Source organism: Paenibacillus vini (genome assembly GCF_018403325.1).
GTDB lineage: Bacteria > Bacillota > Bacilli > Paenibacillales > Paenibacillaceae > Fontibacillus > Fontibacillus vini.
Window position 1 is genome coordinate 120747 of record NZ_BOSL01000012.1, and the last position, 25389, is coordinate 146135.

Annotated in this window: 25 protein-coding genes and 1 riboswitch; of the genes, 19 read left to right on the forward strand and 6 right to left on the reverse strand. The window is 49.0% G+C overall.

The annotated features are described in order from the left end of the window. Positions 1-135 precede the first annotated feature (135 nt). Positions 136-330: riboswitch (Lysine riboswitch) on the reverse strand. Between the two features lie 128 nt (positions 331-458). Continuing rightward, positions 459-1598 carry a virulence factor gene (locus KJS57_RS17790; protein ID WP_211024375.1) on the reverse strand — a complete coding sequence of 380 codons (1140 nt, stop codon included), beginning with the start codon at positions 1596-1598 and terminating at the stop codon, positions 459-461. A gap of 283 nt (positions 1599-1881) precedes the next feature. Here KJS57_RS17790 and KJS57_RS17795 point away from each other — a divergent pair, with 283 nt between their 5' ends. The 5 genes from KJS57_RS17795 (at position 1882) to KJS57_RS17810 (ending at position 8364) form a co-directional block, all read left to right on the forward strand. Beyond that, positions 1882-3249, forward strand: a complete 1368-nt coding sequence (locus KJS57_RS17795) for a cytochrome ubiquinol oxidase subunit I (protein ID WP_213655834.1) — start codon at positions 1882-1884, stop codon at positions 3247-3249. Beyond that, the gene (locus KJS57_RS17800; RefSeq protein WP_213655835.1) at positions 3246-4277 is read left to right on the forward strand and encodes a cytochrome d ubiquinol oxidase subunit II; all 1032 of its coding nucleotides are present in this window, start codon (positions 3246-3248) and stop codon (positions 4275-4277) included. The genes KJS57_RS17795 and KJS57_RS17800 overlap by 4 nt, the downstream gene beginning before the upstream one ends. A 7-nt stretch (positions 4278-4284) precedes the next feature. Beyond that, positions 4285-4386, forward strand: a complete 102-nt coding sequence (gene cydS / locus KJS57_RS26810) for a cytochrome bd oxidase small subunit CydS family protein (RefSeq protein ID WP_373316835.1) — start codon at positions 4285-4287, stop codon at positions 4384-4386. A 152-nt stretch (positions 4387-4538) separates the two neighbouring features. After that, on the forward strand, positions 4539-5486 hold the full coding sequence (locus KJS57_RS17805) for an MBL fold metallo-hydrolase (RefSeq protein WP_213655836.1): 948 nt from the start codon (positions 4539-4541) through the stop codon (positions 5484-5486). Between the two features lie 1252 nt (positions 5487-6738). Then, positions 6739-8364, forward strand: a complete 1626-nt coding sequence (locus tag KJS57_RS17810) for an ABC-F family ATP-binding cassette domain-containing protein (protein ID WP_211026030.1) — start codon at positions 6739-6741, stop codon at positions 8362-8364. An 81-nt stretch (positions 8365-8445) separates the two neighbouring features. Here the strand turns inward: KJS57_RS17810 and KJS57_RS17815 are convergent, their stop codons facing one another. Then, positions 8446-8634, reverse strand: coding sequence for a hypothetical protein (locus KJS57_RS17815; protein ID WP_211026032.1), 189 nt, complete (start codon positions 8632-8634; stop codon positions 8446-8448). 199 nt (positions 8635-8833) lie between these two features. Between KJS57_RS17815 and KJS57_RS17820 the strand changes: the two genes are divergently transcribed. Together KJS57_RS17820 and KJS57_RS17825 are read left to right on the forward strand one after the other, a co-directional pair. Further along, positions 8834-9718, forward strand: coding sequence for a cation diffusion facilitator family transporter (locus KJS57_RS17820; RefSeq protein WP_213655837.1), 885 nt, complete (start codon positions 8834-8836; stop codon positions 9716-9718). A 296-nt stretch (positions 9719-10014) separates the two neighbouring features. Continuing rightward, positions 10015-11046, forward strand: coding sequence for a C40 family peptidase (locus tag KJS57_RS17825; protein WP_213655838.1), 1032 nt, complete (start codon positions 10015-10017; stop codon positions 11044-11046). 80 nt (positions 11047-11126) lie between these two features. On the opposite strand, the gene KJS57_RS17830 is transcribed toward KJS57_RS17825, so the two are convergent. Next, a complete protein-coding gene (locus tag KJS57_RS17830; RefSeq protein WP_213655839.1) occupies positions 11127-11453 on the reverse strand; it encodes a hypothetical protein in 327 nt (108 codons plus the stop codon). A 135-nt stretch (positions 11454-11588) separates the two neighbouring features. Here KJS57_RS17830 and KJS57_RS17835 point away from each other — a divergent pair, with 135 nt between their 5' ends. Then, entirely contained in the window at positions 11589-12161 is a 573-nt protein-coding gene (locus KJS57_RS17835) for a hypothetical protein (protein WP_213655840.1), read from the forward strand. Between the two features lie 94 nt (positions 12162-12255). Here KJS57_RS17835 and KJS57_RS17840 read toward each other — a convergent pair whose 3' ends face one another. Beyond that, positions 12256-12420 carry a DUF1328 domain-containing protein gene (locus tag KJS57_RS17840; RefSeq protein WP_114499052.1) on the reverse strand — a complete coding sequence of 55 codons (165 nt, stop codon included), beginning with the start codon at positions 12418-12420 and terminating at the stop codon, positions 12256-12258. Positions 12421-12694: 274 nt separating this feature from the next. Here KJS57_RS17840 and KJS57_RS17845 point away from each other — a divergent pair, with 274 nt between their 5' ends. From KJS57_RS17845 to KJS57_RS17895, 11 genes are all read left to right on the forward strand, one after another. Beyond that, complete coding sequence (locus KJS57_RS17845; protein ID WP_211026044.1) at positions 12695-13204, forward strand: DUF948 domain-containing protein; 510 nt, start codon at positions 12695-12697, stop codon at positions 13202-13204. Between the two features lie 106 nt (positions 13205-13310). Beyond that, positions 13311-13853: a hypothetical protein gene (locus KJS57_RS17850; protein ID WP_213655841.1), complete on the forward strand. Its 543-nt coding sequence runs from the start codon at positions 13311-13313 to the stop codon at positions 13851-13853. A 112-nt stretch (positions 13854-13965) separates the two neighbouring features. Continuing rightward, complete coding sequence (locus tag KJS57_RS17855) at positions 13966-14310, forward strand: YflT domain-containing protein (RefSeq protein WP_213655842.1); 345 nt, start codon at positions 13966-13968, stop codon at positions 14308-14310. Positions 14311-14527: 217 nt separating this feature from the next. After that, positions 14528-15697, forward strand: coding sequence for a PP2C family protein-serine/threonine phosphatase (locus tag KJS57_RS17860; RefSeq protein ID WP_213655843.1), 1170 nt, complete (start codon positions 14528-14530; stop codon positions 15695-15697). Beyond that, a complete protein-coding gene (locus tag KJS57_RS17865) occupies positions 15694-19359 on the forward strand; it encodes a response regulator (protein WP_213655844.1) in 3666 nt (1221 codons plus the stop codon). The genes KJS57_RS17860 and KJS57_RS17865 overlap by 4 nt, the downstream gene beginning before the upstream one ends. Before the next feature lie 122 nt (positions 19360-19481). After that, positions 19482-20357 (forward strand): CheR family methyltransferase, encoded by an 876-nt coding sequence (locus tag KJS57_RS17870; RefSeq protein ID WP_373316836.1) that lies wholly within the window; start codon positions 19482-19484, stop codon positions 20355-20357. An 18-nt stretch (positions 20358-20375) separates the two neighbouring features. Beyond that, positions 20376-22025: a hybrid sensor histidine kinase/response regulator gene (locus KJS57_RS17875; protein ID WP_213655845.1), complete on the forward strand. Its 1650-nt coding sequence runs from the start codon at positions 20376-20378 to the stop codon at positions 22023-22025. Positions 22026-22084: 59 nt separating this feature from the next. Next, a complete protein-coding gene (locus KJS57_RS17880; RefSeq protein ID WP_211026056.1) occupies positions 22085-22423 on the forward strand; it encodes an STAS domain-containing protein in 339 nt (112 codons plus the stop codon). Between the two features lie 17 nt (positions 22424-22440). After that, a complete protein-coding gene (gene rsbW, locus KJS57_RS17885; protein ID WP_211026058.1) occupies positions 22441-22893 on the forward strand; it encodes an anti-sigma B factor RsbW in 453 nt (150 codons plus the stop codon). After that, positions 22890-23666, forward strand: coding sequence for a sigma-70 family RNA polymerase sigma factor (locus KJS57_RS17890; RefSeq protein WP_213655846.1), 777 nt, complete (start codon positions 22890-22892; stop codon positions 23664-23666). Before rsbW ends, KJS57_RS17890 begins: the two co-directional genes overlap by 4 nt. Before the next feature lie 31 nt (positions 23667-23697). Further along, positions 23698-24672: a magnesium transporter CorA family protein gene (locus tag KJS57_RS17895; protein WP_211026062.1), complete on the forward strand. Its 975-nt coding sequence runs from the start codon at positions 23698-23700 to the stop codon at positions 24670-24672. Positions 24673-24753: 81 nt separating this feature from the next. Here the strand turns inward: KJS57_RS17895 and KJS57_RS17900 are convergent, their stop codons facing one another. Together KJS57_RS17900 and KJS57_RS17905 are read right to left on the reverse strand one after the other, a co-directional pair. Beyond that, positions 24754-24978 (reverse strand): hypothetical protein, encoded by a 225-nt coding sequence (locus KJS57_RS17900; protein WP_211026064.1) that lies wholly within the window; start codon positions 24976-24978, stop codon positions 24754-24756. A gap of 40 nt (positions 24979-25018) precedes the next feature. Further along, positions 25019-25339, reverse strand: coding sequence for a DUF5665 domain-containing protein (locus KJS57_RS17905; protein WP_244861612.1), 321 nt, complete (start codon positions 25337-25339; stop codon positions 25019-25021). Positions 25340-25389: the final 50 nt, after the last annotated feature.

Consider the following 25389-nt stretch of genomic DNA (forward strand, 5'->3'; position numbering starts at 1 on the left):
CATTCCCTGCCATATATTATCCTCATTTGGCGTGAAGTTAAGCTGCTGTCGTAATCGAATGACTGTCACACCATGCAAAAAGGCCGCGGAAAGAGTCCGCGGCCTTATATTTATACCGTGCACCCCACCATTCTTGCATAAGATAGCTCAACACGCTTCTCCCGGTGAAGGATAAGCATGACAGTTCTGTCCCTTTCGGGAACAGCCCCAGCCTGCCGCCGTTGAAGCGGGGTGACAAGCTTCGGCGACGGTGCCTTTCCACGGGATTCATCGGCGGCTTCCAGCGCCTCCTCCGGTGTACTCTTCACAATCGCGACCTCTACCTCATCTGGAAATGATGAGGCTATTATTCAGTTTTCCTAAGATACAGTTCTATAGTATATAGCAAGAAAAGGGGCGGGACAATGTCTAATTATTGACATTGTCCCGCCTTTATTAGCCTTCTTTGCTTAAGCCGATCAATTGTTTCGTTCGCGCTTCGCCATTTGCTGCCATACCGTCCCTGCGGCTTGCTCACCGGATTCGATCCGTTCTACGGCCATACGGGCCTGGAGACCGACCTCAAACTCCGGATCGTCCACGGCGGCCCGCAGCGCTTCAAGCGCCTGGTCGGTGCCGACTTCGTACAAGAAGCGGGCTGCCCGCCAGCGGACTAGCTTGCTTTTGTCCGACAAGGCGGCAATCATCGGTTCCGTAGCGGACGGATCGCCGATGTCGGACAGCGTGTCGCCGGCGGTGCGGCGCACGGCGGCCGAGCTGTCGCGCATCGCCTCGAACAGCAGCGTCATCGCTTCCGGCGTCCGGACGTCGCCGAGATAGACGACCGCGAGGCGGCGGACCTGCATCTGCGGATCGCGAACCGCGTCCGCAAGCAGCGGGAGCGCCTCGGGTCCGGGTTGCTGCAGCGCCTCCAGGCCCGCATAGCGGACGTGCCAGTCCGCGTCCTTCATCCGCTCGCGGACTTCGTCCAGGCTAAGCGCCCGGCGCTGCTCGACGAACTCGGCTTCGCTGCGGCCGTGCGCGATCGCCTGCGCCTGGATCGCCTCCAGCCGATCCGGCGGGAACGCCGCTTCCAGCTCCTGCTCGACCTCGCGGGCGATCTCCTCCAGCTCGCCGTAGCGGACGCCGTAATCGCTCAGCTTGCGCTCCTTGATGAGCGTGGCGCTCGCCACCTCGGTTACGGCGGATACGAACCGCTGGGAGAGCGAAATGCGCTCCTCGCGGGTCCCCGATTTCACGCGGATCTGCATCGGGATGCCGCGGAAAAACTGCACGAACACCTGGGCTTCGCCGTAGCCGGCCGCTTCGGCCGCCTCCGGATCCCAGGCGGATTCCACCTGCTCCTGTCCGAATTGCTCCTGTACTTCGGACAGGATGGCTGCCCAATCGGCGCTGCCCTTCCGGTCCAGCGCGATAAAATCCGCTGTATGGAAAATGCTTTTTACTCCCGGAATATTCAGCATTTGCCGGATCCACGTAGGGGCGGAGCGGGCGTTGTCCTGTGTGTATGTTTTGCGGATCCCGGGTTCCAAGGTTTCGTCCAGATGAAGCTTCATGGAATTGGGACTCGGTGTCGGCTCGATAAATACAATTTTCATAAGTTGTTCACATCTCCTTCCGTATCTTATTTTACCTTAAGCCCCAAGGAATAAAAAGGAACGGGATCGACACAATAAAACAAGGCATTTTCTCCAGGCGACAAACGTCAAAAAGGGGGGCCCTCGTATGTTTAAAAAACAGGAACGAACACTGATCATTGTATGCCTGGTTGTCGCCGTCATTATGCTGTATGCGTTCATTAAGAGCGTGCTTCGCTTTATGCAGTATTATTAGAGGTTGTTCAAAAACAGTCATCTTTTGAGTGAGGAGTTGATGGGAAGCATGCTATCCTGGGATCCCGTTACATTAAGCCGGGTGCTTACCGGGTTGACGTTGTTCGTACATATTGTGTTTGCTTCCATCGGCGTAGGTATCCCGATGATGATCGCGCTTGCCGAGTGGAGGGGTGTCCGGAAAAAAGATCCGCACTACACCCTGCTGGCCCGCCGCTGGGCCCGGGGCTTCGTCATCTCGGTCGCCGTAGGCGTCGTGACGGGCACGGCGATCGGCCTGCAGCTCAGCCTCCTTTGGCCGACATTTATGCGCGTCGCGGGACAGGCGATCGCCTTGCCCTTATTCATGGAGACCTTTGCTTTTTTCATCGAAGCGATTTTCCTGGGCATCTATTTGTACACGTGGGACCGGTTCAAGAAGCCGATCCTGCATTTACTGCTACTGATTCCGGTGGCGATCGGCTCCTCAGCGTCTGCGTTCTTCATCACTACTTTGAATGCGTTCATGAATACGCCGCAGGGCTTCACTTTGAAAAACGGCGTGTTCGCCGACTTTCAGCCGCTCGTGGCCATGTTTAATCCGGCAACGCCAACGAAGGTGTCCCACGTGCTTGCCTCCTCGTATACGCTCAGCGCCGGTTTACTGGCGGGGATAGCGGCTTTTAGCCTGCTACGGGGGCGAAGAGGCGTTTACTTCAAAAAGGCGCTGAAGCTGACCGCAACGGCAGCGTTCGTTTTTGCGGTCTCTACCGCGATTATCGGCGACTTCTCGGGCAAATTTCTTGCCCACTACCAGCCGGAAAAGCTGGCCGCCGCGGAATGGCATTTCGAGACGATGACGAAGGCGCCGCTCATTTACGGCGGTGTGCTGGGGGAGAACGGAGAGGTTAAATATGCGCTTGAGCTGCCCTATGCGCTAAGTATTTTGGCTGGCGGCACTCCGAACACGAACGTTATCGGACTTAACGAGTTTCCCGTGGATGAACGGCCTCCGCTCCTGATCCACTATATGTTCGATTTAAAAGTAACGATCGGGGTGCTGCTCGTTTTGATTCCTTTTCTATACCTGCTCCGTCGCTGGCTTCCGAAAGGGAAAAACAGGGGTAAGGGGAAAGGCGGTTATCCGAAGTGGCTGCTGCTCGGCATTGTCGCGCTGGGACCGCTCTCGATGACCGCGATCGAGCTTGGCTGGATGTTTGCGGAATTCGGGCGGCAGCCCTGGATCGTGCGCGGCTATATGAAGGTATCGGAAGCGGCGACGACGTCGCAAAGCGTCGGCTCGATGCTGATCCTGTTCATTATTCTGTATCTCGTCCTCTGTGCTTCCTGCATTACGGTGCTCGTCAAGCTGTTCCGTGGGAAGAGCGTGGACGATGAGATGCGGGAGCTGGGGATCAGTGGAGGTGAGCGGAAATGAGCTATGAAATTGTCGGTATAACCGTGCTGTGGACCTTTTTGTTCGGTTACCTGATCGTGGCGTCCGTTGATTTTGGAGCCGGTTTTTTTAGCTATTACAGCGTGCTCACGGGTCATGAGAATAAGGTGCATAACATAATCCAACGCTACTTGTCCCCGGTGTGGGAAGTGACGAATGTGTTTCTCATCTTTTTCGTGGTAGGGTTGGTCGGGTTTTTTCCCGATTCCGCTTATTTTTACGGTACTGCGCTGCTAGTCCCCGGGAGTCTTGCGACTGTTTTGCTTGCGTTGCGGGGAGCATACTATGCTTACAACACTTATGGGAGCAGCAAAGAGAACAATAAGGCGTACATGGCGGTTTACGGAGCGACCGGGTTATTGATTCCGGCAGCGTTGTCTACCGTATTGGCGATTTCCGAAGGCGGTATTATTCAGGAGCAGGACGGAAAGGTCATATTGCATTGGTCCAGCTTTTTCAGCAATCCCTACACCTGGTCCGTCATCATCCTGGCTCTGGTGTCTGTGCTGTATATTTCGGCTATGTTCTTAGCTTTTTACGCAGGTAAGGCTGGGGATAAAGATGCCTTTGAGGTGCTTCGCGGCTATGCGCTGCTATGGAGCGGTCCGACGATTCTGGCCTGCCTCTTTGCTTTTTTTCAGATTAACCGTCAAAATCCGGAGCATTTCAGAAATATGCTGAACATTCCCTGGATGTTTATCGCTTCGCTGATTTGTTTTCTTCTGGCGGTTTATTTTATATGGAAAAAGAAATATCTCGGGTGGTCGTTCATTCTTGTCATCTTGCAGTTTGGTTTTGCCTGGTTTGGCTATGGCCGGTCGCATCTGCCCTATATTCTGTATAAGCAGGTCAGCATCTATGAAAGCTTTACGAATGAAACGATGGCGGTGGCGCTCATTACGGCATTTGTGGCCGGTCTGGTGGTGCTGATCCCTTCGCTCGTGTTGATTATGCGGCTGTTTTTGTTTGACGCCAAGTATGTACGCGGCGAATCGCCGAAGAAAGGATGAGGTCGGAGTGGAACATTTCACCATGATGATTGCGCCGGGACTGGTCATCGTAATGGCGCTCGTATTTCTCTTTATTTATGCCGGCGTGTATAAGGATCCTGTGGACTAGACAGGAAATTTGGCATGGTCCGCGCGATGCTTTACAATGATAAACAAACATTTCAATAGGATGGTATCCGGCGATTAACATGACTGGAAATCGGGGCCTCTCGGCTGGAGAGGTCATAAGATGGAGAGGAATGGAAGGAGGGAATCCTCGGTATGCCGAGAACGCGTTACAATAACATGGATAATGTCAACACGGACAAAACATTGAAGCAATTTAAGCAGTGGAGAGAAGAACGCCGCAGAAAAAGAAAAGATTACTCATACATTATTCCGAATTCGCCGCCTCAGATCGATTATTTGCTTAATAACAGGGAAGAAGTCTCGCTGACCTGGATCGGGCATTCCACTTTTTTGATCCAATATGAAGGGCTGAATATCGTGACGGACCCGGTCTGGGCTTCGCGAATGGGATTTCAGCGCCGCTTAGGTTCTCCGGGCGTCCCTATTGGGGACATTCCGGATATCGATGTCATTCTGATTTCTCATTCGCACTATGACCACATGCATGTGTCTTCGATCCGTCGTCTTTACGGGAATGGAACTCAAATTGTGGTTCCGTCCGGCTTGGGACGAAAAATGAATCGCAAAGGGTTCCAGCGTACCCGGGAAATGAAGTGGTGGGAGTCATTGGAGATCGGGAACGCCCGCATCTCGTTTGTTCCGACCCAGCACTGGACGCGGCGTACTCCGTTCGATACGAACACCTCGCACTGGGGCGGATTTGTGTTGGAGCCGGCAACTCCTCGTGAGGGGGAGAAGCATCAGGTGATTTATTTTGCCGGAGACAGCGGCTATTTCCGCGGCTTTGCGGATATTGGGGAGCGCTTCGCCATCGACGTGGCGCTGCTTCCCATCGGGGCGTATGAACCGGAATGGTTCATGACGAGCCAGCATACGACGCCGGAAGAAGCGCTGCAGGCGTTCGTCGACGTCAAGGCCAAGCTGATGGTGCCGATGCATTACGGCACGTTCCGGCTGGCCGACGACACGGCGCGCGAAGCGCTGGACCGCCTGGAGGCGGACCGGCAGAAGCGCGGCATCGCCGAGTCGGCGATCCGCGTGCTGCTGCACGGGGAGACGCTGCGCTTCCCCGAGGCGTGACGCGCTTAGCGGGGCTGGGCGCGGCGTAGGCATGCCGCGCTCGCTAGGCCGAGCGCAGCGGCCGCTATTTGGAAACAGAGTCATCCTGCCGTTTTCGGCCGGATGACTCTGTTTGTGCTGGCTGCTTTTCATTGCGCCAAGCGCCAGCCGGCCTCCATGAATTAACTGTAAATCATACATTTAATTTAAGAAAATCCTTCGTTTTTCTTCGATTAGCTGCAAAACCTACAGTTAATTCTCTAGTTTTTAGTCAAATTAAGCGGCATCGGCAAAATAGCTGTAGGTTTTGCAGTTAAATGATTCTGATGGTCTGTATGGAGCAAATTAGCTGTAGAAAATCCAGTTAATTTTTGGGGCTATCCCAAATGTAACTCGCACGCCTCACACTACATACACACAACGTCACACACTACGTCACACACTACGTCACACGTTACGTCACACGCTACGTCACACGCTACGTCACACGCTACGTCACACGCTACGTCATGTACCTCATCCTACCTCAAACACGACCTCTCCATATCTATCCATCCAACTTGCCAATGTACTTCTTCGCTCCTTGTTAGCCGGAGACATTAGCCCGCCCAAGTAAGATCGTTATATAAGACCGCTATATTACTTCCCATTCGCCGGATCCACCATATCCACTTCTAATCGACGTGTCGCCAACCTAGTAACTTTCGCCATTCTCCATGGTGTTGGCTGCTTTTCATCGCGCCAAGCGCCAGCCAGCCCCCGAATTAACTGTAAATCATACAGTTAATTTATATAAAAACCTCGTTCTTCTCCCATTAGCTGCAAAACCTACAGTTAATTCTCTAGTTTTTAGTCAAATTAAGCGGTATCGGCGAAAATAGCTGTAGGTTTTACAGTTAAATGTTCCTGATGGTCTGTACGGAGAAAATTAGCTGTAGAAAATCCAGTTAATTTGTAGCTACTATCCCAAACGTAACTCGCGCGCCTCACACACTATTTCTTTCCGCACCGCGCGAAGCTCCCAGCGCGGTGCTCTGCGTCATATGACGGTGGTCAACCAAAACAACCACCTCCCCACGTTAATCCATCCACGCAACAGGGGAGTGCCGGAAAGGTTTGGTTCATATACGAAGTTATTTCTGGAGAACGGGGAGAATTCGGTTTAGGTGGCTTTTTCAAGTGCTAGTTATGAGGATGACTCAACTTACCGGGCGATATGTGCTATAATATTGAGCCAGAAGCGTGATAACTCATAAAGGATGGGATTATTTAAATGATCAGTACAAATGGTGTAACGCTCCGCTACGGAAAACGGGCACTTTTCGAAGATGTAAATATAAAGTTTACCCCGGGAAACTGCTACGGACTTATCGGTGCCAACGGAGCGGGGAAGTCGACCTTCCTTAAAATTTTGTCCGGCGAGATTGAAGCCAACCAAGGCGAAGTGAGCATGACTCCTGGCGAACGTCTTGCTGTCTTGAAACAGAACCATTACGAATACGACGAATTCGCGGTTCTGGAAACAGTCATTATGGGCCATTCGCGTCTCTATTCTATTATGAAAGAGAAGGACGCCCTGTATGCGAAGTCCGATTTCTCGGAAGAGGACGGTATGCGTGCCGGTGAACTGGAAGGCGAATTTGCCGAATTGAACGGCTGGGATGCTGAGCCGGACGCTGCGGCATTGCTGATCGGTCTTGGTATTCCGCGCGATTTGCACGACAAGAAAATGGCGGAGCTCAGCGGTAACGAGAAGGTTCGTGTACTCCTTGCCCAAGCGCTGTTCGGACGTCCGAACAATTTGCTGCTTGACGAGCCTACGAACCATTTGGACCTCGAGTCGATCCAGTGGCTGGAGAACTTCCTTATGGACTATGAAGGTACCGTTATTGTGGTATCCCATGACCGTCACTTCCTGAACAAGGTGTGCACGCATATTGCCGATATCGACTTCGGCAAAATTCAGATGTATGTCGGTAACTACGACTTCTGGTATGAATCCAGCCAATTGGCCCTGACGTTACAGCGGGACGCCAATAAGAAGAAGGAAGAGAAGATCAAGGAGCTGCAAGCCTTCATTCAGCGCTTCTCGGCGAATGCTTCCAAATCCAAACAGGCGACATCCCGGAAAAAGCAGTTGGATAAAATTACGCTGGAAGACATTCGTCCTTCCAACCGAAAATATCCGTTCTTGCACTTTAAGGCGGAGCGCGAAGCGGGCAAGCAGCTGCTTACGATCGATGGCGTGACCAAGAGCTTGGACGGCGAGAAAGTGCTGGATAATCTTAGCTTCGTGGTAAACAAAGGCGATAAAATCGCATTTGTAGGGCCTCATTCCTTGCCGAAGACGACGTTGTTCCAAGTTATCATGGGCGAGCTTGAAGCCGAAGCGGGCGAGTACAGCTGGGGCGTAACGACTTCCCAGGCTTATTTCCCTAAAGATAACTCAAGCTATTTTGACGGGGTAGACATCAATCTGGTGGATTGGCTGCGCCAATATTCCAAAGACCAGGACGAAACCTTCCTGCGCGGCTTCCTGGGACGGATGCTGTTTGCCGGGGAAGAGGCGCTCAAGAAAGCAAGCGTGCTGTCCGGGGGAGAGAAGGTCCGTTGTATGCTGGCCAAAATGATGCTGAATGGCGCGAACGTACTTATCTTCGACGAGCCTACGAACCATCTGGATCTCGAATCCATTACGGCGCTTAACAACGGTCTGATCGATTTTGACGGAACGATTCTATTTACGTCTCATGACCATCAGTTTATCCAGACGATCGCCAACCGGATTATCGAGATTACGCCGAACGGCATCATTGACCGCGTTATGACCTACGACGAATACCTGGAGAGCGAAGAAATTCAAAACCTGCGCAAGACCATGTATCCGGAAGAAGTATAAGCATAGCTTTTTTCATAGCAACAACGAACAAGCCGCAGCTGTCGATAGACAGCCGCGGCTTGTTTTTGTTCGGGGTCGGGCCTACGAGCCTCCGGTCCGCCGGCGCTGGTTATTCGGTTTTTTGTTGTTTTGACTTTTTAGCGCCTTGGTCTGCTGGTTACCCTGCATTCCCGGTTTGCCCGAATTTTGTTGTTGCTGCTTTTTTTGCTGCAGCTTCTGGCGCATAGCTTCGGCCAGGTCGATTTTACGGGGTTCGTTATTTTCCGTCATCATGATCATCTCCTCATATTGAAGGGGGCTTGTTCCTATTTTAAACGTTTTTAAATATCCGTACAACGGGAATAATGATCAGGGGTTGCTTTTGCCTAGTGCAACACTGTTTCTCTGGACTTACACGGATTCTGTTTGCTACTATGATGGAACGACTTTGAAAACTTCATGTTGGGGAGAGAGCTGGAGGTGCAAATGCTTGGATATCTATGATGATATACGCAAAGGAGAACGGGGAGCCTGGGTCAGCATTACCGCCTATTTAGTGCTGACCGCCTTTAAATTGATCAGCGGTTACTTTTTCGCCTCAAGCGCGTTATTGGCGGACGGTTTTAATAATCTTACGGACATTGTAGCTTCGGTAGCGGTGTTGATCGGACTGCGTATTTCACAGAAACCGCCGGATTCGGATCACGCATACGGCCATTTACGGGCCGAGACCATCGCTGCGTTGGTGGCTTCATTTATTATGGCTATGGTCGGTATTCAGGTCATTATTAGCGCAGTGCGCTCATTGATTGAAGGACAGCATACCGAGCCTGATATATTATCCGCCGGAGTGGCGCTTATTTCTGCCATAGCCATGGGCGGTGTTTATGCGTATAACCGGAAATTGGCCAAGCAGATTAATAACCAAGCATTGATGGCTGCCGCCAAAGACAATTTGTCGGATGCTATGGTCAGCGTGGGTGCTGCGGTCGGAATCGTCGGGGCCCAGTTCGGACTCCCTTGGCTGGACGGAGTCGCCGCTGTTTTGGTAGGGTTGCTGATCTGCAAGACGGCTTGGGAAATTTTCCGGGATTCTACTCACAGCTTGACCGACGGATTCGATGAGAAAGAGCTCAGCGACCTGCGGGGGACGATTGCGAGAATTCAAGGTGTGGAAGGGATCAAAGATTTAAAGGCCCGCGTGCATGGAAACCATGTACTCGTCGATGTCGTCATTGAGGTTGATCCGCAATTATCCGTCATTGATAGCCATCATATCAGTGATCGGGTAGAAGAACGAATGAGAAAGACCCGAAATGTAATGCACGTACACGTTCATGTGGAGCCGAAATCGGCTGAACCCGTTAATTCGTAGTCATTGTAGTAAGCTAGTTCAAAAGACTAACCATAAGTTGGATGGAAACCGGCAGACTCGCTCTGGCGGTTTTTCGGTATGCGCAAACGAGTTTTGAGGCCCATTCCCAATAGGGAATAGGGCCTCTTTTGTTGCTCAGGTACTAGGCAGATTGTAGGAAGGTAGCTTGATAACTGTGAGAATCGACGGATTTAGACAAAGTTCGACATGGGCTATAATGGGAGGAAGCCCAAAGAAAGGGGGAACGACACAAGATTAGCCTATAGACACCAAGATTATCTTCAAGGAGGCACAAAATGAAACGAAGCATTGCCGTATTAGCGATGAGTGCTGTATTACTTAGCTCTTATACATCTATACCAAGACAGGTATCGGCTGCAGCCCAGTCGGTTCAAAGCGTACTCAAAGGACATATTGAAAACGGTGTAAATTTACGCGATAAGCCTTCGCTTTCCGGCAACGTGGTCGGATTTCTGAAAAAAGGTACGGATGTAACGATTTTGGAGCGAAGCAGCGATTATTTTTATAAGGTTAAAAGTCAGGATGGAGCAACAGGATATGTCAGCGCTTCGGAGAAATACATAAGCGTTGGCCAAGCAGCCACGACTCCTAACGGAGGAGGGCAAGGAACCGCAGGGGTTGTCGTTTACGGCGTTAATCTGAGGGATCAACCCTCTACCTCGGGGAAAATACTTGGCATGCTCAGCAAAGGAACTAACGTTACGGTTCTGGAGCGGAGCAACGATTATTTTTACAAAGTAGTTACCGAGAAAGGCAAGACGGGTTATGTCAGCACTTCGGATAAATACTTGGAAATCAGCGGTAAGGTGGCCGGACCGTCTCCAGCGCCTGCCCCGGCACCGAAACCGGAACTGCCCTCATCTCTTCAGGCTAAGGTGGATCTCGTAATCAAGGCGGGTAAAAAATATCTTGGCACCCCGTATGAATATGGGTCTGATCGAAACACGACAACGACTTTCGATTGCTCCGATTTCGTTCGTCAGGCATACCGCGATGCGCTCGGGATCGTGCTTCCCGCCGATTCCCGCAAGCAAGGGACATGGATTCGCGATAACGGGACGGCCGTATATGATACCGGGAGTTTGAAGGCGGGCGATTTGGTGTTCTTCATGGAGTATAGAGGTTCAAAGGCCTCTTCTTATCAAAACATTGACCCGAACAACCAACGAATTACGCATGTATCTATTTATCTTGGCAATGGTCAAATGCTTCATACCTACTCTTCAAGCTCAGGCGGAGTACGAATCGATAAGTTGGATGGTTCGTGGAAATACCGTTTCCTCTATGGGGGAAGCGTGCTTAAATAAGTCTAAATGTTCTTTCTAATAAAAATCGCTCCGCAGGAAGAGGGAGAGCCCTTTGCCTGCGGAGCGATGTTGTTATACATTTAGAAGTAGGTTGGAACGTAGCCTGGGATGTAAATCCAAGCTTTGCCGAGCCAAGTGTAAATTTCTACCCAGTCATCGACCGTTTGGCCGGTAGGATGTACATCCTGCGGCGCTAATGCGCTCAACGCCACGCCGTTCGGGTTATTATAGAAATAAGTGATTTCCTTAAGCGTTATCGGATTCGGTGCGATGATGACATCTGCGGCCTCAACGATAGGCTCCTCGACTACAGGGGCAACGGGCTCAACGACAGGATCTGCGGATACTGCCGTAGCAAAAGCGGCGGTAAGAATAACGGATGCGGAAAGGGCTGCTAGCTTTTTCATAATGTGTTTCCTCCTTCAATCGGATTGTAATGTGTTCGTATACATGTAATAAACAGTCAAGCTACCTAAGAATCATTTTCCAGTTTATTTTTTTTTAGTAACTTCAAAAATATCTGTTAAAGGAGGGAGCTTCCGATGGGAAAACGCAGGCTGTTCGTCGGCTTTGTACTTTTGTTGATCGTGGTTTTGCTGGTAGCCCTGGTGTTGTATATCCGTCCTGCAAAAAGCCTTGATTTACGATACTCCTCGATAGACTGGAAGGAGAAGCTGCTTGTTATGGCGGAGACCCGTCAACCGGAGCTGAATCTTTCGGAATCTGAGCTTAATCAGTTGGCGAAGAAAGAGCTGAATCAATATGTTACGGAACAAGAGCTTCCGGTAAATGTTACAGGGGCCGAGTTTCGTTTGAACGGAAATCGGCTGACCGCCGATTTAAATGTTGCTTGGGGAGCGATTGAAGCGGGCGTGGAGGCCGGGTATCTAATGGAATATTCCTCAGGGAGGCTGCTGCTTGTTCCGGAGACTTTGTCGATCCGTCGATTCTCATTCCCTCCGGCAAACTTCGGACTTGAGCCTATTTCCATTGATTTAGGCCAGTATCTCCCCGAGGTTGTGAAGGTTAAAGAGGTGAACTTCCAGGAGAAGGCGCTCCGAATCAGCTTTAAGCTGGATTGGATCGAAGTCGCCAGATATTTGGATTTGTTGTAGCATCACAAACTAAAATTCAAAAGAATCAAAAAAACAGCAAGCCCCAAGTAAATGGAGGCTTGCTGTTTTTTTGATTCGAAAGAGAATCAGCAGGTTACAATGAGCGACTTCTTCCTGTAAACAACGAGATTACGAATAGGACCAGGAATATGAAGAACAGAACTTTGGCGATCGAGGCGGCTGCGGCCACAATATTGAAGAACCCGAAGATGCCGGCGATCAAAGCTACAACCAGAAAAATCATAGACCATTTCAACATGGTAATCATCTTCCCTTCATATTAAATTATTGTATAGTGTAACTGAGGGTGCACTTACCGAGCGTTCTCCATGACCGGCTATCTGCCTATGCGGAGGGCAGAAGCCTGAGTGAAACGCTTCGCTCGTAGCCTTAATTAACCCGGGTATTTTGGCTTGAAACAGAACAATAATTTCCTTCGGGAGAGCGCTCCTGGCGCTTGTTTCGGGCCTTATGGCTTAGGGTAACTAAGGAGTATTGAACGATGAATCCTTTACAGAAAGAGAGGGAACGGAATGATCTGGGAAATAAGCGTTGCACTTATAGCCGTAGCATTTGCCGTACTAGTTGTATTTCTAATTAAAACCCTTAAAGCAGCGGAGAAGTCGTTGGATAAAACGACCCAAACCCTGCAGGAAGTCCAGAAGACTATCGATGAGCTAAGTTATGAAGTTAAAAATGTGGTTAGGCAAGCTAACGACATTACGGGAGATTTGCAGCATAAAATGGAGCAAATCGATCCGGTGCTCGAATCGGTTAAAAATGTCGGGGATGTGCTGAATGAGGTCACTCTGGCCGCCAAGCAGGTTTCCACGGCTTTTATTGACAGAATTAAAAGCCCGCCTAAGCCTAAGCATCCCAAGGTCTCCGAAGCTGCAAAGACCCAGCCTGCGGTAGCGCAGACGCCCGAAGAAATGCGGGCCTATGCTTTACCATATGAAACGCCCAAACCCGCAACTCAACCTCCGGGATGGATGAAATGGGTAGACGTCGCCGCCGGGATTTGGCAAAAGTACCGCTCTTAATTAAGAACGGTACATAGAATCTGAATGATTCAGCGCTGCGGCAGGGTCCGCACGGAAACGCAAGGGAATTGCCGGAGGCATGCAAACTTCAGGAAGGGTGAGAAATATGTTGAATGCACTGTTGCTGCTGTTGGGACTTCTTTCCCCCTTTGCCGGCGGAATGCAGGCGACTGCCGATTTACCGGTGCCGTCTACAGCCCGCCTTGCTCTTTGGCAACCCTCGTTTCCGGCCCAAGCGGCGGACGATACTTGGGGAAAGATCACCTCTATGGATTCCTTCGACTCCATGGATGGGATTACCCTGTATGACGACTACAAGAGTGTCCTGTCTAAAAAGGGAGAGCCGGATTCAGCAGATAAGGATCCTTATACCGGCTATACGGAATTCCGTTATGACGGCCTGACGATTGGTCTATATGAAGGCCTTGTTTATTACGTGCATACCGGTCCGTCTCCGGAAAAAATATCTTTAAACGGGGTATCGATTCCGTTGCAAGAGGTTTGGCTCCGTCACTATTTCGGGGAACCGGATTTTGTGGCGGAAGACGGGGATGTTTATATCCGGGGAAATACAGCGCTCAAGGTTTACAGAGATCCTTTGTCGGGAGAGGTGACAGGTGTCGACCTGTTTGATGATGCGGCTTCATAAATGTATATCAGGGAATAACGATAATAACTGATTCAAAAAACTGCTTATAGGGTAATATACTCTAGCTTTTAACTTTAACTTGCGTGAATTTATAACTAAGGAGCGTGGTATCATGAGCACGATCGACAACAAATCATATGCCAAAGTAGTCCAAAACGGTGTACAGGCTGTTGAGACCGTCCAAGAGCTTCACTCCACCGTATATTCAGCCGAGGATATTTTCGTACTGGCACACGATCAGGATCGAAGCGACAGAATTGCGGAAGCGGCCAACGCTAATGAAATTGGGATTAAAGAAGAGGGTATGTTTTCGGCAATCGCCAATTTATTCCGCTCCCGGGGGGATGAGCTGCGGGCAAAAATCGTTTCGCTTGGTTTTACGGAAACCGAGGCGGCGTTCTATGAAAAAGAATTGGATCTTGGAAAAGTGCTGGTCATCGCAAAAAGAACCGACTGATTTATTTTAAGCTGGGCTTTTAGGGTCCGATACATCAAAAACATAGATAAGGAATGGGAGAAAAAGCCCCATTCCTTATCTATGTTTTTGGAAGGGGATGCAAATCTTGACTAAACAGGAAGAAAATCGTCATTTTGTGTCGATAGAAGCCCGAAACATGTTATCCTAAATGGAAGGAAAGATTCCGTTATTATTTAAAATGATTAAGGAGAGTTGTATGAGAATTTTAATCGTTGACGACAATCCAACAAATATCATAATTATTCGGGAAATATTGAAAAAGGAGGATTATCGGGATACAGCAGCTGTTTCATCCGCTCATGAAATGTTTGAGCGTTTAGGTGTTGAAACTCCGGGGCAGTTCACGGAAACCGGGGTCTCCGATATTGACCTGATTTTGCTGGATATGATGATGCCGGAGATGGACGGAATTGAAGCCTGCCGTCTGTTGCAGCAATATGAAAATTTGAAGGATATTCCTATCATTATGGTAACAGCGGTAGGGGATTCGAAAAAACTGGCTGAAGCGCTCGATGCCGGTGCTGTCGACTATGTGACAAAGCCGATCAATAAAGTGGAACTGATGGCCAGAATAAGGCTTGCTTTGCGGCTGAAGCAAGAGAAGGACTGGCATAAGGAACGGGATCAGAGAATCCAGGAAGAATTAAAGCTGGCTGCTATGATTCAGAATGCCGTCTTAAGCTCACCGATTCAGGATCCTCTTTTTGAAATCGACGCACTCTATAAGCCCTCATTTGAACTCGCGGGCGATTTGTATTCCTGGTATCCGCTCGGCGAAGGCAGATACGGGGTTATATTGCTTGATATGATGGGCCATGGCATCTCCTCGTCTTTATTCTGCATGTTTATTGCCTCCGTCCTGAAAGACACCGTCAGTACCTATGTAGAACCGGAAAAGGTTATTCAGGAACTGAACCGGAGATTCAATCTGCTGTACATCGACAGTCAGCTTGTCCAATACTATTTTACGGCCATTTACCTGGTGGTAGACACAAGATATAAGAAAATCGATTACGTCAATGCAGGACATCCTCCAGCGCTATTTTACCAGCAGGATAACCCTGTCGTTAAGTTGAACGCCGTATGCCCGCCGGTCGGGCTGTTCGACAAAATCGAAGCTACGACCCAGACGATTTATTATGAAGGCGACGGACATCTCGTCCTTTATACCGACGGACTTACCGAAGCGGTGGAAGGAACTCAGGACGAGCAATTGGATTACCTGGAGCAAAAGCTGCGGGGAAGTCATGTTTTTAATAAGGAAGAGACAGAGCGAGTGTTGTTTGATGGGGATCTCCCACAGGAACGCGAAGATGATAAATGCCTGGTGTGGATCTCGTTAAAAGGAGGAGAAGGCAAGGAATGAAGATTAGAAGCAAACTGGTGATAGGGTTCAGTTCGCTGATCGTTATTTTGTTGATATTGACATTTACAAGCTATGATCGGCTGAAATATATGAATGGCGAACTGGACAACATATCTTCCAATAAATATTTCATTATAAAGAATGCAACCGGAATGCGCGGCGAATATAACGATATAGCTCGAACTTTGACGAATATGCTGCAAAAGCAAGATGATGAATACACAGCTTCGCAGCTGTCTAAATTGACGGAGATGAACAAATCCGCCTTAAACTATTATGAATTGATCAAAAGTAAGGCAACAACCCCTGAAGAACAACGAGTCATAAGCACTACCGATAAAGTTATCGCGGATTTTGAGAGTTATAAAGAGCGAGTACTTGAACTGATGAACCGGAATGACTACCAGACCGCAAACCAATATCGGTTGGAGACCGGGCAAAATGTACAGGATACCTTGCTAAATTCCTTAAATGATATGCGGGATTACTACAACGCCCAGATCGATGCGGCTGTAGCCAGTGCCGGAGAGGCTTACGAGCGTTCTATTCAGATGGCTATCGTGATTATGACGTTAGGCCTGCTGCTTGGTTTAGGTGTCGTGCTTTGGATCCTTCCGAGCATATCCAGAGGATTTAATACAATCAACCGGATGATGAGTTATTTTGGAAAGAACGAACTCAATGCGATTAAAGAAGTACCTATCCATTCGAAGGATGAAATAGGCGAGATGGCGCAGGTCTTCCAGAAAATCTCCATAGATTTACAGGAGAAGCAGGAGGCCGAGCAAAAGTATATGCAGCTGCAGATGGATCAATCCTGGGTCGATTCCAACCTTGCGCGCATTACGGAATTGCTGCATGGAATTAACTCACTGGAGCAGATTTCACAGATGTTTATCAGCGAATTCACGCCACTGCTCGGAGCGCAATATGGAGCTCTCTACCTCCGTAATGAAGATCAGAGCCCGGATAAGCTCTATTTGGCAGGCGCCTACGCAAGTAATCACGATCTTAAGTCTCCTGACACCTTTAGAGTCGGCGAAGGGCTGGTCGGACAGGCTGCCCTCGATAAGAAGCCGATTTCGTTGGAGAAAGCTCCAAGCGACTATGTATCGGTAAGATCGGCTCTTGGGGAATCCAAGCCGAATCACATTCTTATTTACCCGATCATGTTTGAAGATGAAGTGCTTGGCGTAGTTGAGTATGCCGGGTTTGATCCGTTTACGCCGCTTGAAGAGACTTTGATGTCCGGGCTGGCGTTAAACCTTGGCATTATACTGAATAATATCAATCGTCGTCTGCGCGTAGAGGAATTGCTGCGCGAATCCCAGGCGTTGACCGAGGAGCTCCAGGTTCAATCGGAAGAGCTTCAAACGCAGCAAGAAGAGCTGCGCCGGTCGAATGAAAGTATGGAGAAACAGACCGTGGCGCTGAAGCGCTCCGAAGAACTGCTGCAGCGTCAGCAGGAGGAACTGGAGCATTTCAATACGGAATTGATCGCCAAGACGCGTGCTTTGGAAGAACAAGTCCAAGAGGTTGAAGAGAAGAATAACGAAATCGAAAAAACAAAGGTCGAACTGGAACGTCATGCGGCTCAACTGGCTGTAACAAGTAAATATAAATCTGAATTTTTAGCCAATATGTCTCATGAACTGCGGACTCCGCTCAACAGTTTGCTTATTCTTTCACAGCTGTTGTATGAAAATAAGGAAAGTAATCTGACCGAGAAACAGATCGAATATGCACATACGATTCATATGTCCGGCGCCGATCTATTGAAAATGATCGATGAAATTCTGGACCTGTCCAAGGTCGATGCGGGCAAAATGGAAATTAACCAGGAAACGGTCCGACTTGATGAAATTAAAAGGTTCGTGGACCAAAACTTCGGTCCTGTAGCGCAGCGTAACAAAATCGACTTGCGGATCGAAATGGATGAGAACGTGCCGAAGGAAATTCAAACGGACGGGCATCGGGTGAAGCAGATCCTTCGGAATTTGCTCTCGAATGCATTCAAGTTTACGAGTCGCGGAGAGATCGCGGTAAACATCAGAACGGCCGCTGTAGACCAGCTGCCGCCAGCTCTGGATCCTGCCAAGGGATATTTGGAAATGTCCGTCAAGGATTCGGGGATCGGGATTCCAGCCGACAAAATGGACCTTATCTTCGAAGCTTTCCAACAGGTCGACGGCACGACCAGCCGCAAATACGGCGGTACCGGACTCGGGCTTTCGATCAGCCAAGGATTGGCTGGATTGCTCGGCGGCATAATAACCGTGAAATCCGCGGAAGGCGAGGGCAGTGTCTTTACGCTCTATCTGCCGGAGGATGCTCCATCCCGATTGTTTATTGCCGACCAGGAAGCCGCGGTGACCCATGCGACGGTTGCTCCTTACTTCAGCAGCAAGGGATCCTATGTCCGTCAGGTTGAGGAGCCGGTAACCACGTTAAATCCGATGGATGACGACCGTGAATTGATCGAGGCAGGAGACAAGGTCATGCTCATCATTGAGGATGACGTCCAGTTTGCGAAGATTTTGCTCGACATGTCGCGCAGTCATGGCTTCAAAACCCTGATCGCGATCCAGGGGGATAAGGGATTGCAGATGGCGATGGAGTATAAGCCGGATGCAATTATTCTCGATATTCAGCTACCGGTCATGGACGGCTGGTCAATCCTGAACGAACTTAAAAGCACTGCCGCTACAAGGCATATACCGGTGCATGTAATTTCTGTAGTCGATGAGGCAAAGCAGGGACTTATGATGGGAGCCATCGCCTACTTGCGCAAGCCTTCTACACGTGAGCATTTAGAGCGTGCCTTCTCCCATATCGAGTCGTTTACCGAGAAGAGCCTCAAGCATCTTCTGATTGTGGAAGACGATGATGTTCAGCGGAATTCCATTATCGAGCTGATCGGCCACGACGATGTAAGAATTACGGCGGTTTCTACCGGCGGAGAAGCGCTACAGGAACTGCGGGAGAAACATTATGATTGCATGGTGCTGGATCTGATGCTGAGCGATATCACCGGCTTCGATCTGCTCGACCAGATCCGGGATGACGAGGATCTGAACGATCTGCCGATCATTATTTATACGGGTAAGGACCTTGATAAGCAGGAGGAATTGCGCCTGCGTAAATATACCGAATCGATCATTATTAAAGACGTGAAATCTCCGGAAAGATTGCTTGATGAAACGACATTGTTCCTTCATCGCGTAGAAGCGGACTTGCCTGAGGACAAGCGGCAGATCCTGCAGAAGCTTCATAACAAGGAAGAGCTGTTTGAAGGCAAGAAAATTTTGCTAGTGGATGACGATGTGCGTAATGTATTCGCCTTATCCAGCGTACTTGAAGGCTATCGGATGAATGTAATTTATGCGGAGAACGGCAGAGAGGCCATTGACTTCCTGAAGGAACAGGATGACATCGATATGGTTCTGATGGATATGATGATGCCGGAAATGGACGGATATGAGGCCATGCGGCAGATTCGACAAATGCCGGAATACGCCAAATTGCCGATTATTGCCCTGACCGCTAAGGCCATGAAGGACGATCGGTCGAAATGTATAGATGCGGGAGCTTCCGACTATGTGAAGAAACCGATCCAGACTGATCAATTGTTGTCATTAATGCGGGTATGGTTGTATTCGTAATCCGGCAGAAAGGGTAAAGAACTGTAAGAGGTTGTTCAAAAAGTCATCATCTTTCCATGATGAAGCAGATCAAGAGAATAAATGAGTAGTGTGATTTCAGTATTATAATCGGAGTTGAATCTATGGCACCCAGTGAATTTACGGAGTTTTCGGATATGGAATCGTATAGCCAGCCTGTAGAAAGTGAACGGGAGTTGCTTGAAATCGAGCTGCTTCTTGAAGGGGTTCACCGGTTGTACGGCTATGATTTCCGCAATTATGCCCTGCCTTCGCTGCGGAGGCGGATATGGCACCAGGTGCATGCAGAGCATCTCTCGACCATATCAGGCTTGCAGGAAAAGGTGCTGCATGATCGGGCCTGTTTCCAACGTCTTGTATACAGCCTGTCCATTCCGGTTACGGAGATGTTCCGGGATCCGCCTTTATTTCGGACATTCCGGGAGAAGGTAATTCCTCTGTTAAGGACATATCCTTATATCCGTATATGGCATGCCGGCTGTTCTACAGGGGAAGAGGTTTACTCGATGGCCATTCTGTTGCATGAGGAAGGGCTATATGATAAATCGAGGATATATGCAACCGACATGAACGGGAAATCACTGCAGGTGGCCAAAGAGGGGATTTTCGGAATTCAAAAAATGAAACTTTATACGAAGAACTATCAAGAGGCGGGCGGGACGCGCTCGTTCTCCGAGTATTATACGGCAAAGTACAATTCCGTAATTTTTCAGCCTTTTTTACGCAAAAACATTATTTTTGCCGAGCATAATTTGGCGACCGATCAATCGTTCAATGAATTTAATGTTATATTTTGTCGAAATGTCATGATTTATTTTGATGAAACATTGAGGAACCGGGTTCATTCGCTGTTTCACGATAGTCTAAGCCATTTTGGGGTACTTGTGCTGGGAGCGAAAGAGTCCATTCATTTTACGGATTATGACGATTGCTACGAACCTTTAGACAAGGTGGAGAAGATTTACCGAAAGATCAAATGAAGGATGCGGGAGGATTCCATGGGGGCCCAAGAACCGATTCATATCTTGCTGGTAGATGACCGCCCAGAGAACCTGATGGCCCTGGAAGCGGTACTGGAAAGTGAACAATATCATTTAATTAAGGCGACGTCGGGCGAAGAAGCTTTGAGATTTTTATTGAAGGATGATTTTGCCGTAATCGTGCTTGATGTCCAAATGCCCGGACTTGACGGAATCGAAACCGCGAAACTGATCAAAGCCCGGGATAAGACCAAGGATATTCCGATTATTTTCATCTCTGCCAACAGCAAGGAGGCGGAGCATTTGTTCGCGGGGTACTCCGCCGGTGCAATCGACTACATGGTAAAACCGTTTATTCCGCAAATTCTAAGATCGAAAATCGAAGGCTTCGTAGACATGTATTTGACCAATCAACGGCTTAAAACCCAAAGTATGCTGCTGCAGCAAAAGACGCTGGAGCTCGAACGGGCTAACGAGGAACTTGTAAGGGCCAAAGAAGCCGCTGAAATTGCTGCGAAGGCGAAAACGGAATTTTTGGCTATGATGAGCCATGAGATTCGTACCCCGATGAACGGCGTTATCGGGATGATCGATCTGTTGATGGAGACGGAGCTTCAAGACGAGCAGAAGGAATATGCCGAGATTATCCGGGGCAGCGCCGATACGCTTGTTACGATCATCAACGACATCCTGGATTTTACGAAGATGGAGTCCGGAAAAATGGAGCTGGAAGAAAGCCCGTTTGAGCTAAGGGCTACGATTCAGGAAGTCAGCAGTCTGTTTTCGTTGGATGCGAGCCGTAAGGGCCTTGAGTTCGTTTCGTTTGTCGATGAACGAATTCCTGCGCTGCTTTACGGGGATATGGGGCGGCTGCGCCAGGTGCTCATTAATTTGATCGCAAATGCGATGAAATTTACTGAACAGGGCGGTATTTATCTTGTGGTATCCAGCAGAGAAATGGATGATGGCAAGTTCATGCTTGAATTTACGGTGAAGGATACGGGCATCGGGATTTCGCCTGAGAAAGTCGACCGCTTATTTAAGCCTTTTTCACAGTTGGATTCGTCTATGACGAGAAAATACGGCGGAACCGGGCTTGGTCTGGCAATTTGTCAGACCCTTGTCCATATGATGGGCGGCACGATCAGAGTAGAGCCTTTGGAAGAAGAAGGAGCGACCTTTGTCTTTACGATTTGCGTAAGTATGTATGAGGATGACACAGAGGAAATGGCCTGCACGGCGCAGGAAATTTCGTTTGTTGGAGATCCCGAGCACAGAGAGCGCGTGCTGGTTGTCGACGATCACCCTGTAAATCAGCGCTTAATGGTAAGTATGCTAAGGAAACTGGGGTATGAAACTGAGATCGCGGAAGACGGAGTTCAGGCGGTAGATCTGGCTCTTTCGCATGGCTACGATTTTATATTCATGGATTTGCAAATGCCGGTGATGGATGGGCTGGAAGCGACCAAGCGGATCCGTGAGCTCCAGAAACCGGGCAGAAAACCGAAAATCATAGCGATGACAGCTGACGTGATGGACGGCATTAAGAGCAAATGTCTGCAAGCGGGAATGGATGATTACGTAAGCAAACCATTAAAATTAAGCACAATAAAGACAATTTTATCCAAATATAGCAATAGTTTTATTGCAGAATCGTCGATTCGTTGATTCAGGACCCGGTATGACGGGTTATTTATAAAGAAAACATATTTCAGGAGAGAGTGTCTATGAATACAAATAAAAATGAGAAGTTTACAGCTACGTCGCAAGTGGAGAACGGCACATGCACAGTTTTTTTGCGCGGTGAGTTGGACTTGTCCGTTGCTCCTGATTTTCGCCAGGTGATGGAGCCATTGGCCCTTAACGACAAGCAGGACCTGGTGCTTAATTTAAAGGATTTGAAGTACATTGACAGTACCGGCATTGGAATTCTGTTGTCGATATTGAAGACACGACACGGAATGCAGGCTGGTTTCCTGGTAAGAGAAGTGCCGGAACAAATTCAGAAACTGTTCGATATGACCGGAATTGCTAAGTTTTTTGTCACACAGGAGAATTCCCAATAGGAAAGGAAAGAGTAACAATGATAGACGAAGTGCAAAAAGTTGTAATCAGTTTGCCGGCGACTGCGGAGTATGTCGATATAGTCAGATTGAATCTGTATGGTGTAGCTTCTAAAATGGGTTTCTCCTACGAAGAAATTGAAGATATGAAAGTCGCCATTTCCGAGGCATGTAATAATTCCGTCTTGTACGCATACAAAGATAGCGATGGGATGATGGAAGTCACCTTTGAAATTGTAGGCGATGCATTGTCCATTACGGTCAGAGATGAAGGGGAGAGCTTTGATTCGTGGGGCATGGCCGGAGAACGGCAAGCGCTGCATAATAAAGAATTGAATGAAGCCCAAATTGGCGGACTCGGATTCTATCTTATGCAGGCGCTTATGGATGAAGTCAGCGTCGTGAATGACGCTGGAAAAGGAACCAAGGTGGTTATGACTCGCCGCTTAATGAAGAGCGAGGAGAAAGTATGACGGATAAATTGACTCCCCCCGAGTCTTTGAATGAATCCACCAGCTTGATCTGGGAATATCAACAAACTAAGGACAATGATATTGCAACGGTCCTGATTCAAAAGTATGAACCCATGGTAAAAATGGCGGCGGGAAAGATCGCCCGCAACCGTCCCGATCTTTATGAAGATTTGTATCAGGTAGGACAAATGGCTCTAATCCGGCTGCTTCAGCAATACGATATCGAAATGGGGATTCCGTTTGAGCCCTATGCGATGAAGAGCATGATCGGACATATGAAGAACTTTTTGCGGGACAAGTCCTGGTATATACAAGTTCCGAGAAGAATCAAGGAAAAGGGTGCTCTGGTCCAGCAGGCGATCGACGAATTGACCGTCAAGCTGGAACGTTCCCCGGACGTCAAGGAAATCGCCGATTTCTTGGATCTTTCCGTGGAAGAAACGGTTGAAGTTCTTGCCGGCAGGGAATGTTACCATTACGTTTCCTTGGATTCGCCGCTATCCCAGGAAGAAAGCGCAGCAACCCTGGGCGAGCTGATCAGTTCGGAAGCGGATGATTACGACACTGTTGAGAAGCGGATGGATTTGCAGCAGGCGCTCAGTCAGCTCAAAGAACAGGAGCAACAGGTACTGTTGCTTGCTTTTCAAGAGGGTCAATCCCAGCGGGCTATCGCCCAGAAGCTGGGCGTATCCCAAATGAGCGTATCCCGGATTCAAAAGAGGGCGACGGAGAAGCTGAAGCAGATTATGTCCAATTCAAACTCGGCTTTTTAACGTTTTTATTACGACGAAGGAGCCCGTTTTCATGGATGACAGGAGAAAAATTCGGGTAAACGAAATCGACCAGGGATGGTCCTGGATTGATCTTGAGGTAAAGAATTGGGACGACCCCGAAGTCCGGCAGTTAAACAATGACTATCCTTTTGCCGCGGAATGGCTGGACATGCTTCCGAAGGTAGAATCCAATTATTTGTCCGTAAGATTTCCGGACGGCAGGGAGCCGATCATATTCGGCTCCCTGCTTTATTCGGTAGTGGAAGAAATCAAGGATGGAACCAGTGATTGCGAAATGATGCATTTCTTTGTTGGTGAGAACGCGTTGATCACGATTAATCTGGATGCAAATACCTGCCGGGTGATGGAACAGCAGGATCATCGAGCCATGCTGTATTCCTGTTCACGGCCGATCGACGGCCTGTTCGTACTAACCCGGACGATCCTGCATTACTTTCATAGCGGGATGGACCGCTTCGAACAGAAGCTGCGCCGCGTGGAAGAAACCATGAAGAAACGCAACCACAAGCATCTCATGGACCGGATATTGAGCGCCCGCTTCGAGCTGCTTTACTGGTCTAACCTGTTCATTCCGTTTATGGAGTTGATCACGGCGGCCCGTGAGGCTTATCTGGATAAAATGGACGACAGTGTGCCGTTCAAGCGGTTTTCATACCGGGCGGAACGCATGAGAGGGCTTGTTAAGCATTATGAGAAGGAAATAGACACGCTGATTTCCATTGATGACGCCGTTTCCGCTTTTCGCGGCAATGATATCATGAAGACTTTAACGATCATGACCGCGATCTTCACTCCGGCAACCGTAATCGGAGCGATTTGGGGGATGAACTTTAACTTTCTCCCATGGGTCAAGCAAGGTATTTTCGGCTTCTTGTTGATTTCCGGACTGACCCTGTTTACGACGGTCGGATTTTATGTCTGGATCAAGGCAAAGGGGTGGACCGGCGATTTGCTTGAGGTGGAAGAGGAAGATTCGAATCTATAGACAGCAAAAAAACCTGGGCGGCAGGAAAAAGAGCCGCTCAGGTTTTTTATCTTGTTTTGACTGAAAAGTGCCACTGTGAGTTTATTGCTCGGGATCCGCAACGATCCCTTGCTCATGGTCCTCGCTATTTGTGGACATTTCCTCCATATCCTCGCCGAGCTGCTTCAGATCCTCCATATCGTTGACCATGGAGCCGTTCTCCGCGACGGAAATACTCTTATGCTCGGGATATTCGCCTTCCCGGGCTTCGCGAATTTGCTTCTCTACATACTCCTGCTGCTCTTCCTCCGCTTTTTTAGATGCCATAGGAATCACTCCTTAGTAAGTGGTTATCCTTATTCTCCCGTTACGGTTTGGATTTAATGTAGTCCTGGAGATTCTTAATGTAGTCGCCTACCATCGGAAGGTCGACGAACAGGCTTAGCACCCAGCCGAGCAAACCGAGAATCACGAAGGTTCCCACACTGAGCCCCAAACCGCGCGAAAGACCGGCCATAAAATTGGTGAATATCCGTTTTTTCGGGTTCGTATAATTTTCCAGGATATCCTTGAAGTCCGCTTTCTCCAGCATATCTGCAATGTTGTCCAGCCTGCCGTTCAAACGCTTCACTTCATGCCTGAGTTCAAACGGATGCTCCTTGGTATCATATGGATTCATGCGAGCCATTTGGCCACCTCCCTGCCGTGATTTTGTGGGATGAAAATAGAAATCGCCAG

Coding starts and splice junctions, on each gene's coding strand:
- KJS57_RS17825 (WP_213655838.1), top strand. CDS start 10,015: ATGAAACGAAGCATTGCCGTATTAGCGATGAGTGCTGTATTACTTAGC.
- KJS57_RS17875 (WP_213655845.1), top strand. CDS start 20,376: ATGGGGGCCCAAGAACCGATTCATATCTTGCTGGTAGATGACCGCCCA.
- KJS57_RS17830 (WP_213655839.1), bottom strand. CDS start 11,453: ATGAAAAAGCTAGCAGCCCTTTCCGCATCCGTTATTCTTACCGCCGCT.
- KJS57_RS17815 (WP_211026032.1), bottom strand. CDS start 8,634: ATGACGGAAAATAACGAACCCCGTAAAATCGACCTGGCCGAAGCTATG.
- KJS57_RS17810 (WP_211026030.1), top strand. CDS start 6,739: ATGATCAGTACAAATGGTGTAACGCTCCGCTACGGAAAACGGGCACTT.
- KJS57_RS17800 (WP_213655835.1), top strand. CDS start 3,246: ATGAGCTATGAAATTGTCGGTATAACCGTGCTGTGGACCTTTTTGTTC.
- KJS57_RS17840 (WP_114499052.1), bottom strand. CDS start 12,420: ATGTTGAAATGGTCTATGATTTTTCTGGTTGTAGCTTTGATCGCCGGC.
- KJS57_RS17890 (WP_213655846.1), top strand. CDS start 22,890: ATGACGGATAAATTGACTCCCCCCGAGTCTTTGAATGAATCCACCAGC.
- KJS57_RS17855 (WP_213655842.1), top strand. CDS start 13,966: ATGAGCACGATCGACAACAAATCATATGCCAAAGTAGTCCAAAACGGT.
- KJS57_RS17870 (WP_373316836.1), top strand. CDS start 19,482: ATGGCACCCAGTGAATTTACGGAGTTTTCGGATATGGAATCGTATAGC.
- KJS57_RS17880 (WP_211026056.1), top strand. CDS start 22,085: ATGAATACAAATAAAAATGAGAAGTTTACAGCTACGTCGCAAGTGGAG.
- KJS57_RS17905 (WP_244861612.1), bottom strand. CDS start 25,339: ATGGCTCGCATGAATCCATATGATACCAAGGAGCATCCGTTTGAACTC.
- KJS57_RS17865 (WP_213655844.1), top strand. CDS start 15,694: ATGAAGATTAGAAGCAAACTGGTGATAGGGTTCAGTTCGCTGATCGTT.
- KJS57_RS17795 (WP_213655834.1), top strand. CDS start 1,882: ATGCTATCCTGGGATCCCGTTACATTAAGCCGGGTGCTTACCGGGTTG.
- KJS57_RS17805 (WP_213655836.1), top strand. CDS start 4,539: ATGCCGAGAACGCGTTACAATAACATGGATAATGTCAACACGGACAAA.
- KJS57_RS17895 (WP_211026062.1), top strand. CDS start 23,698: ATGGATGACAGGAGAAAAATTCGGGTAAACGAAATCGACCAGGGATGG.
- KJS57_RS17790 (WP_211024375.1), bottom strand. CDS start 1,598: ATGAAAATTGTATTTATCGAGCCGACACCGAGTCCCAATTCCATGAAG.
- KJS57_RS17850 (WP_213655841.1), top strand. CDS start 13,311: ATGTTGAATGCACTGTTGCTGCTGTTGGGACTTCTTTCCCCCTTTGCC.
- KJS57_RS17900 (WP_211026064.1), bottom strand. CDS start 24,978: ATGGCATCTAAAAAAGCGGAGGAAGAGCAGCAGGAGTATGTAGAGAAG.
- KJS57_RS17860 (WP_213655843.1), top strand. CDS start 14,528: ATGAGAATTTTAATCGTTGACGACAATCCAACAAATATCATAATTATT.
- KJS57_RS17835 (WP_213655840.1), top strand. CDS start 11,589: ATGGGAAAACGCAGGCTGTTCGTCGGCTTTGTACTTTTGTTGATCGTG.
- rsbW (WP_211026058.1), top strand. CDS start 22,441: ATGATAGACGAAGTGCAAAAAGTTGTAATCAGTTTGCCGGCGACTGCG.
- KJS57_RS17845 (WP_211026044.1), top strand. CDS start 12,695: ATGATCTGGGAAATAAGCGTTGCACTTATAGCCGTAGCATTTGCCGTA.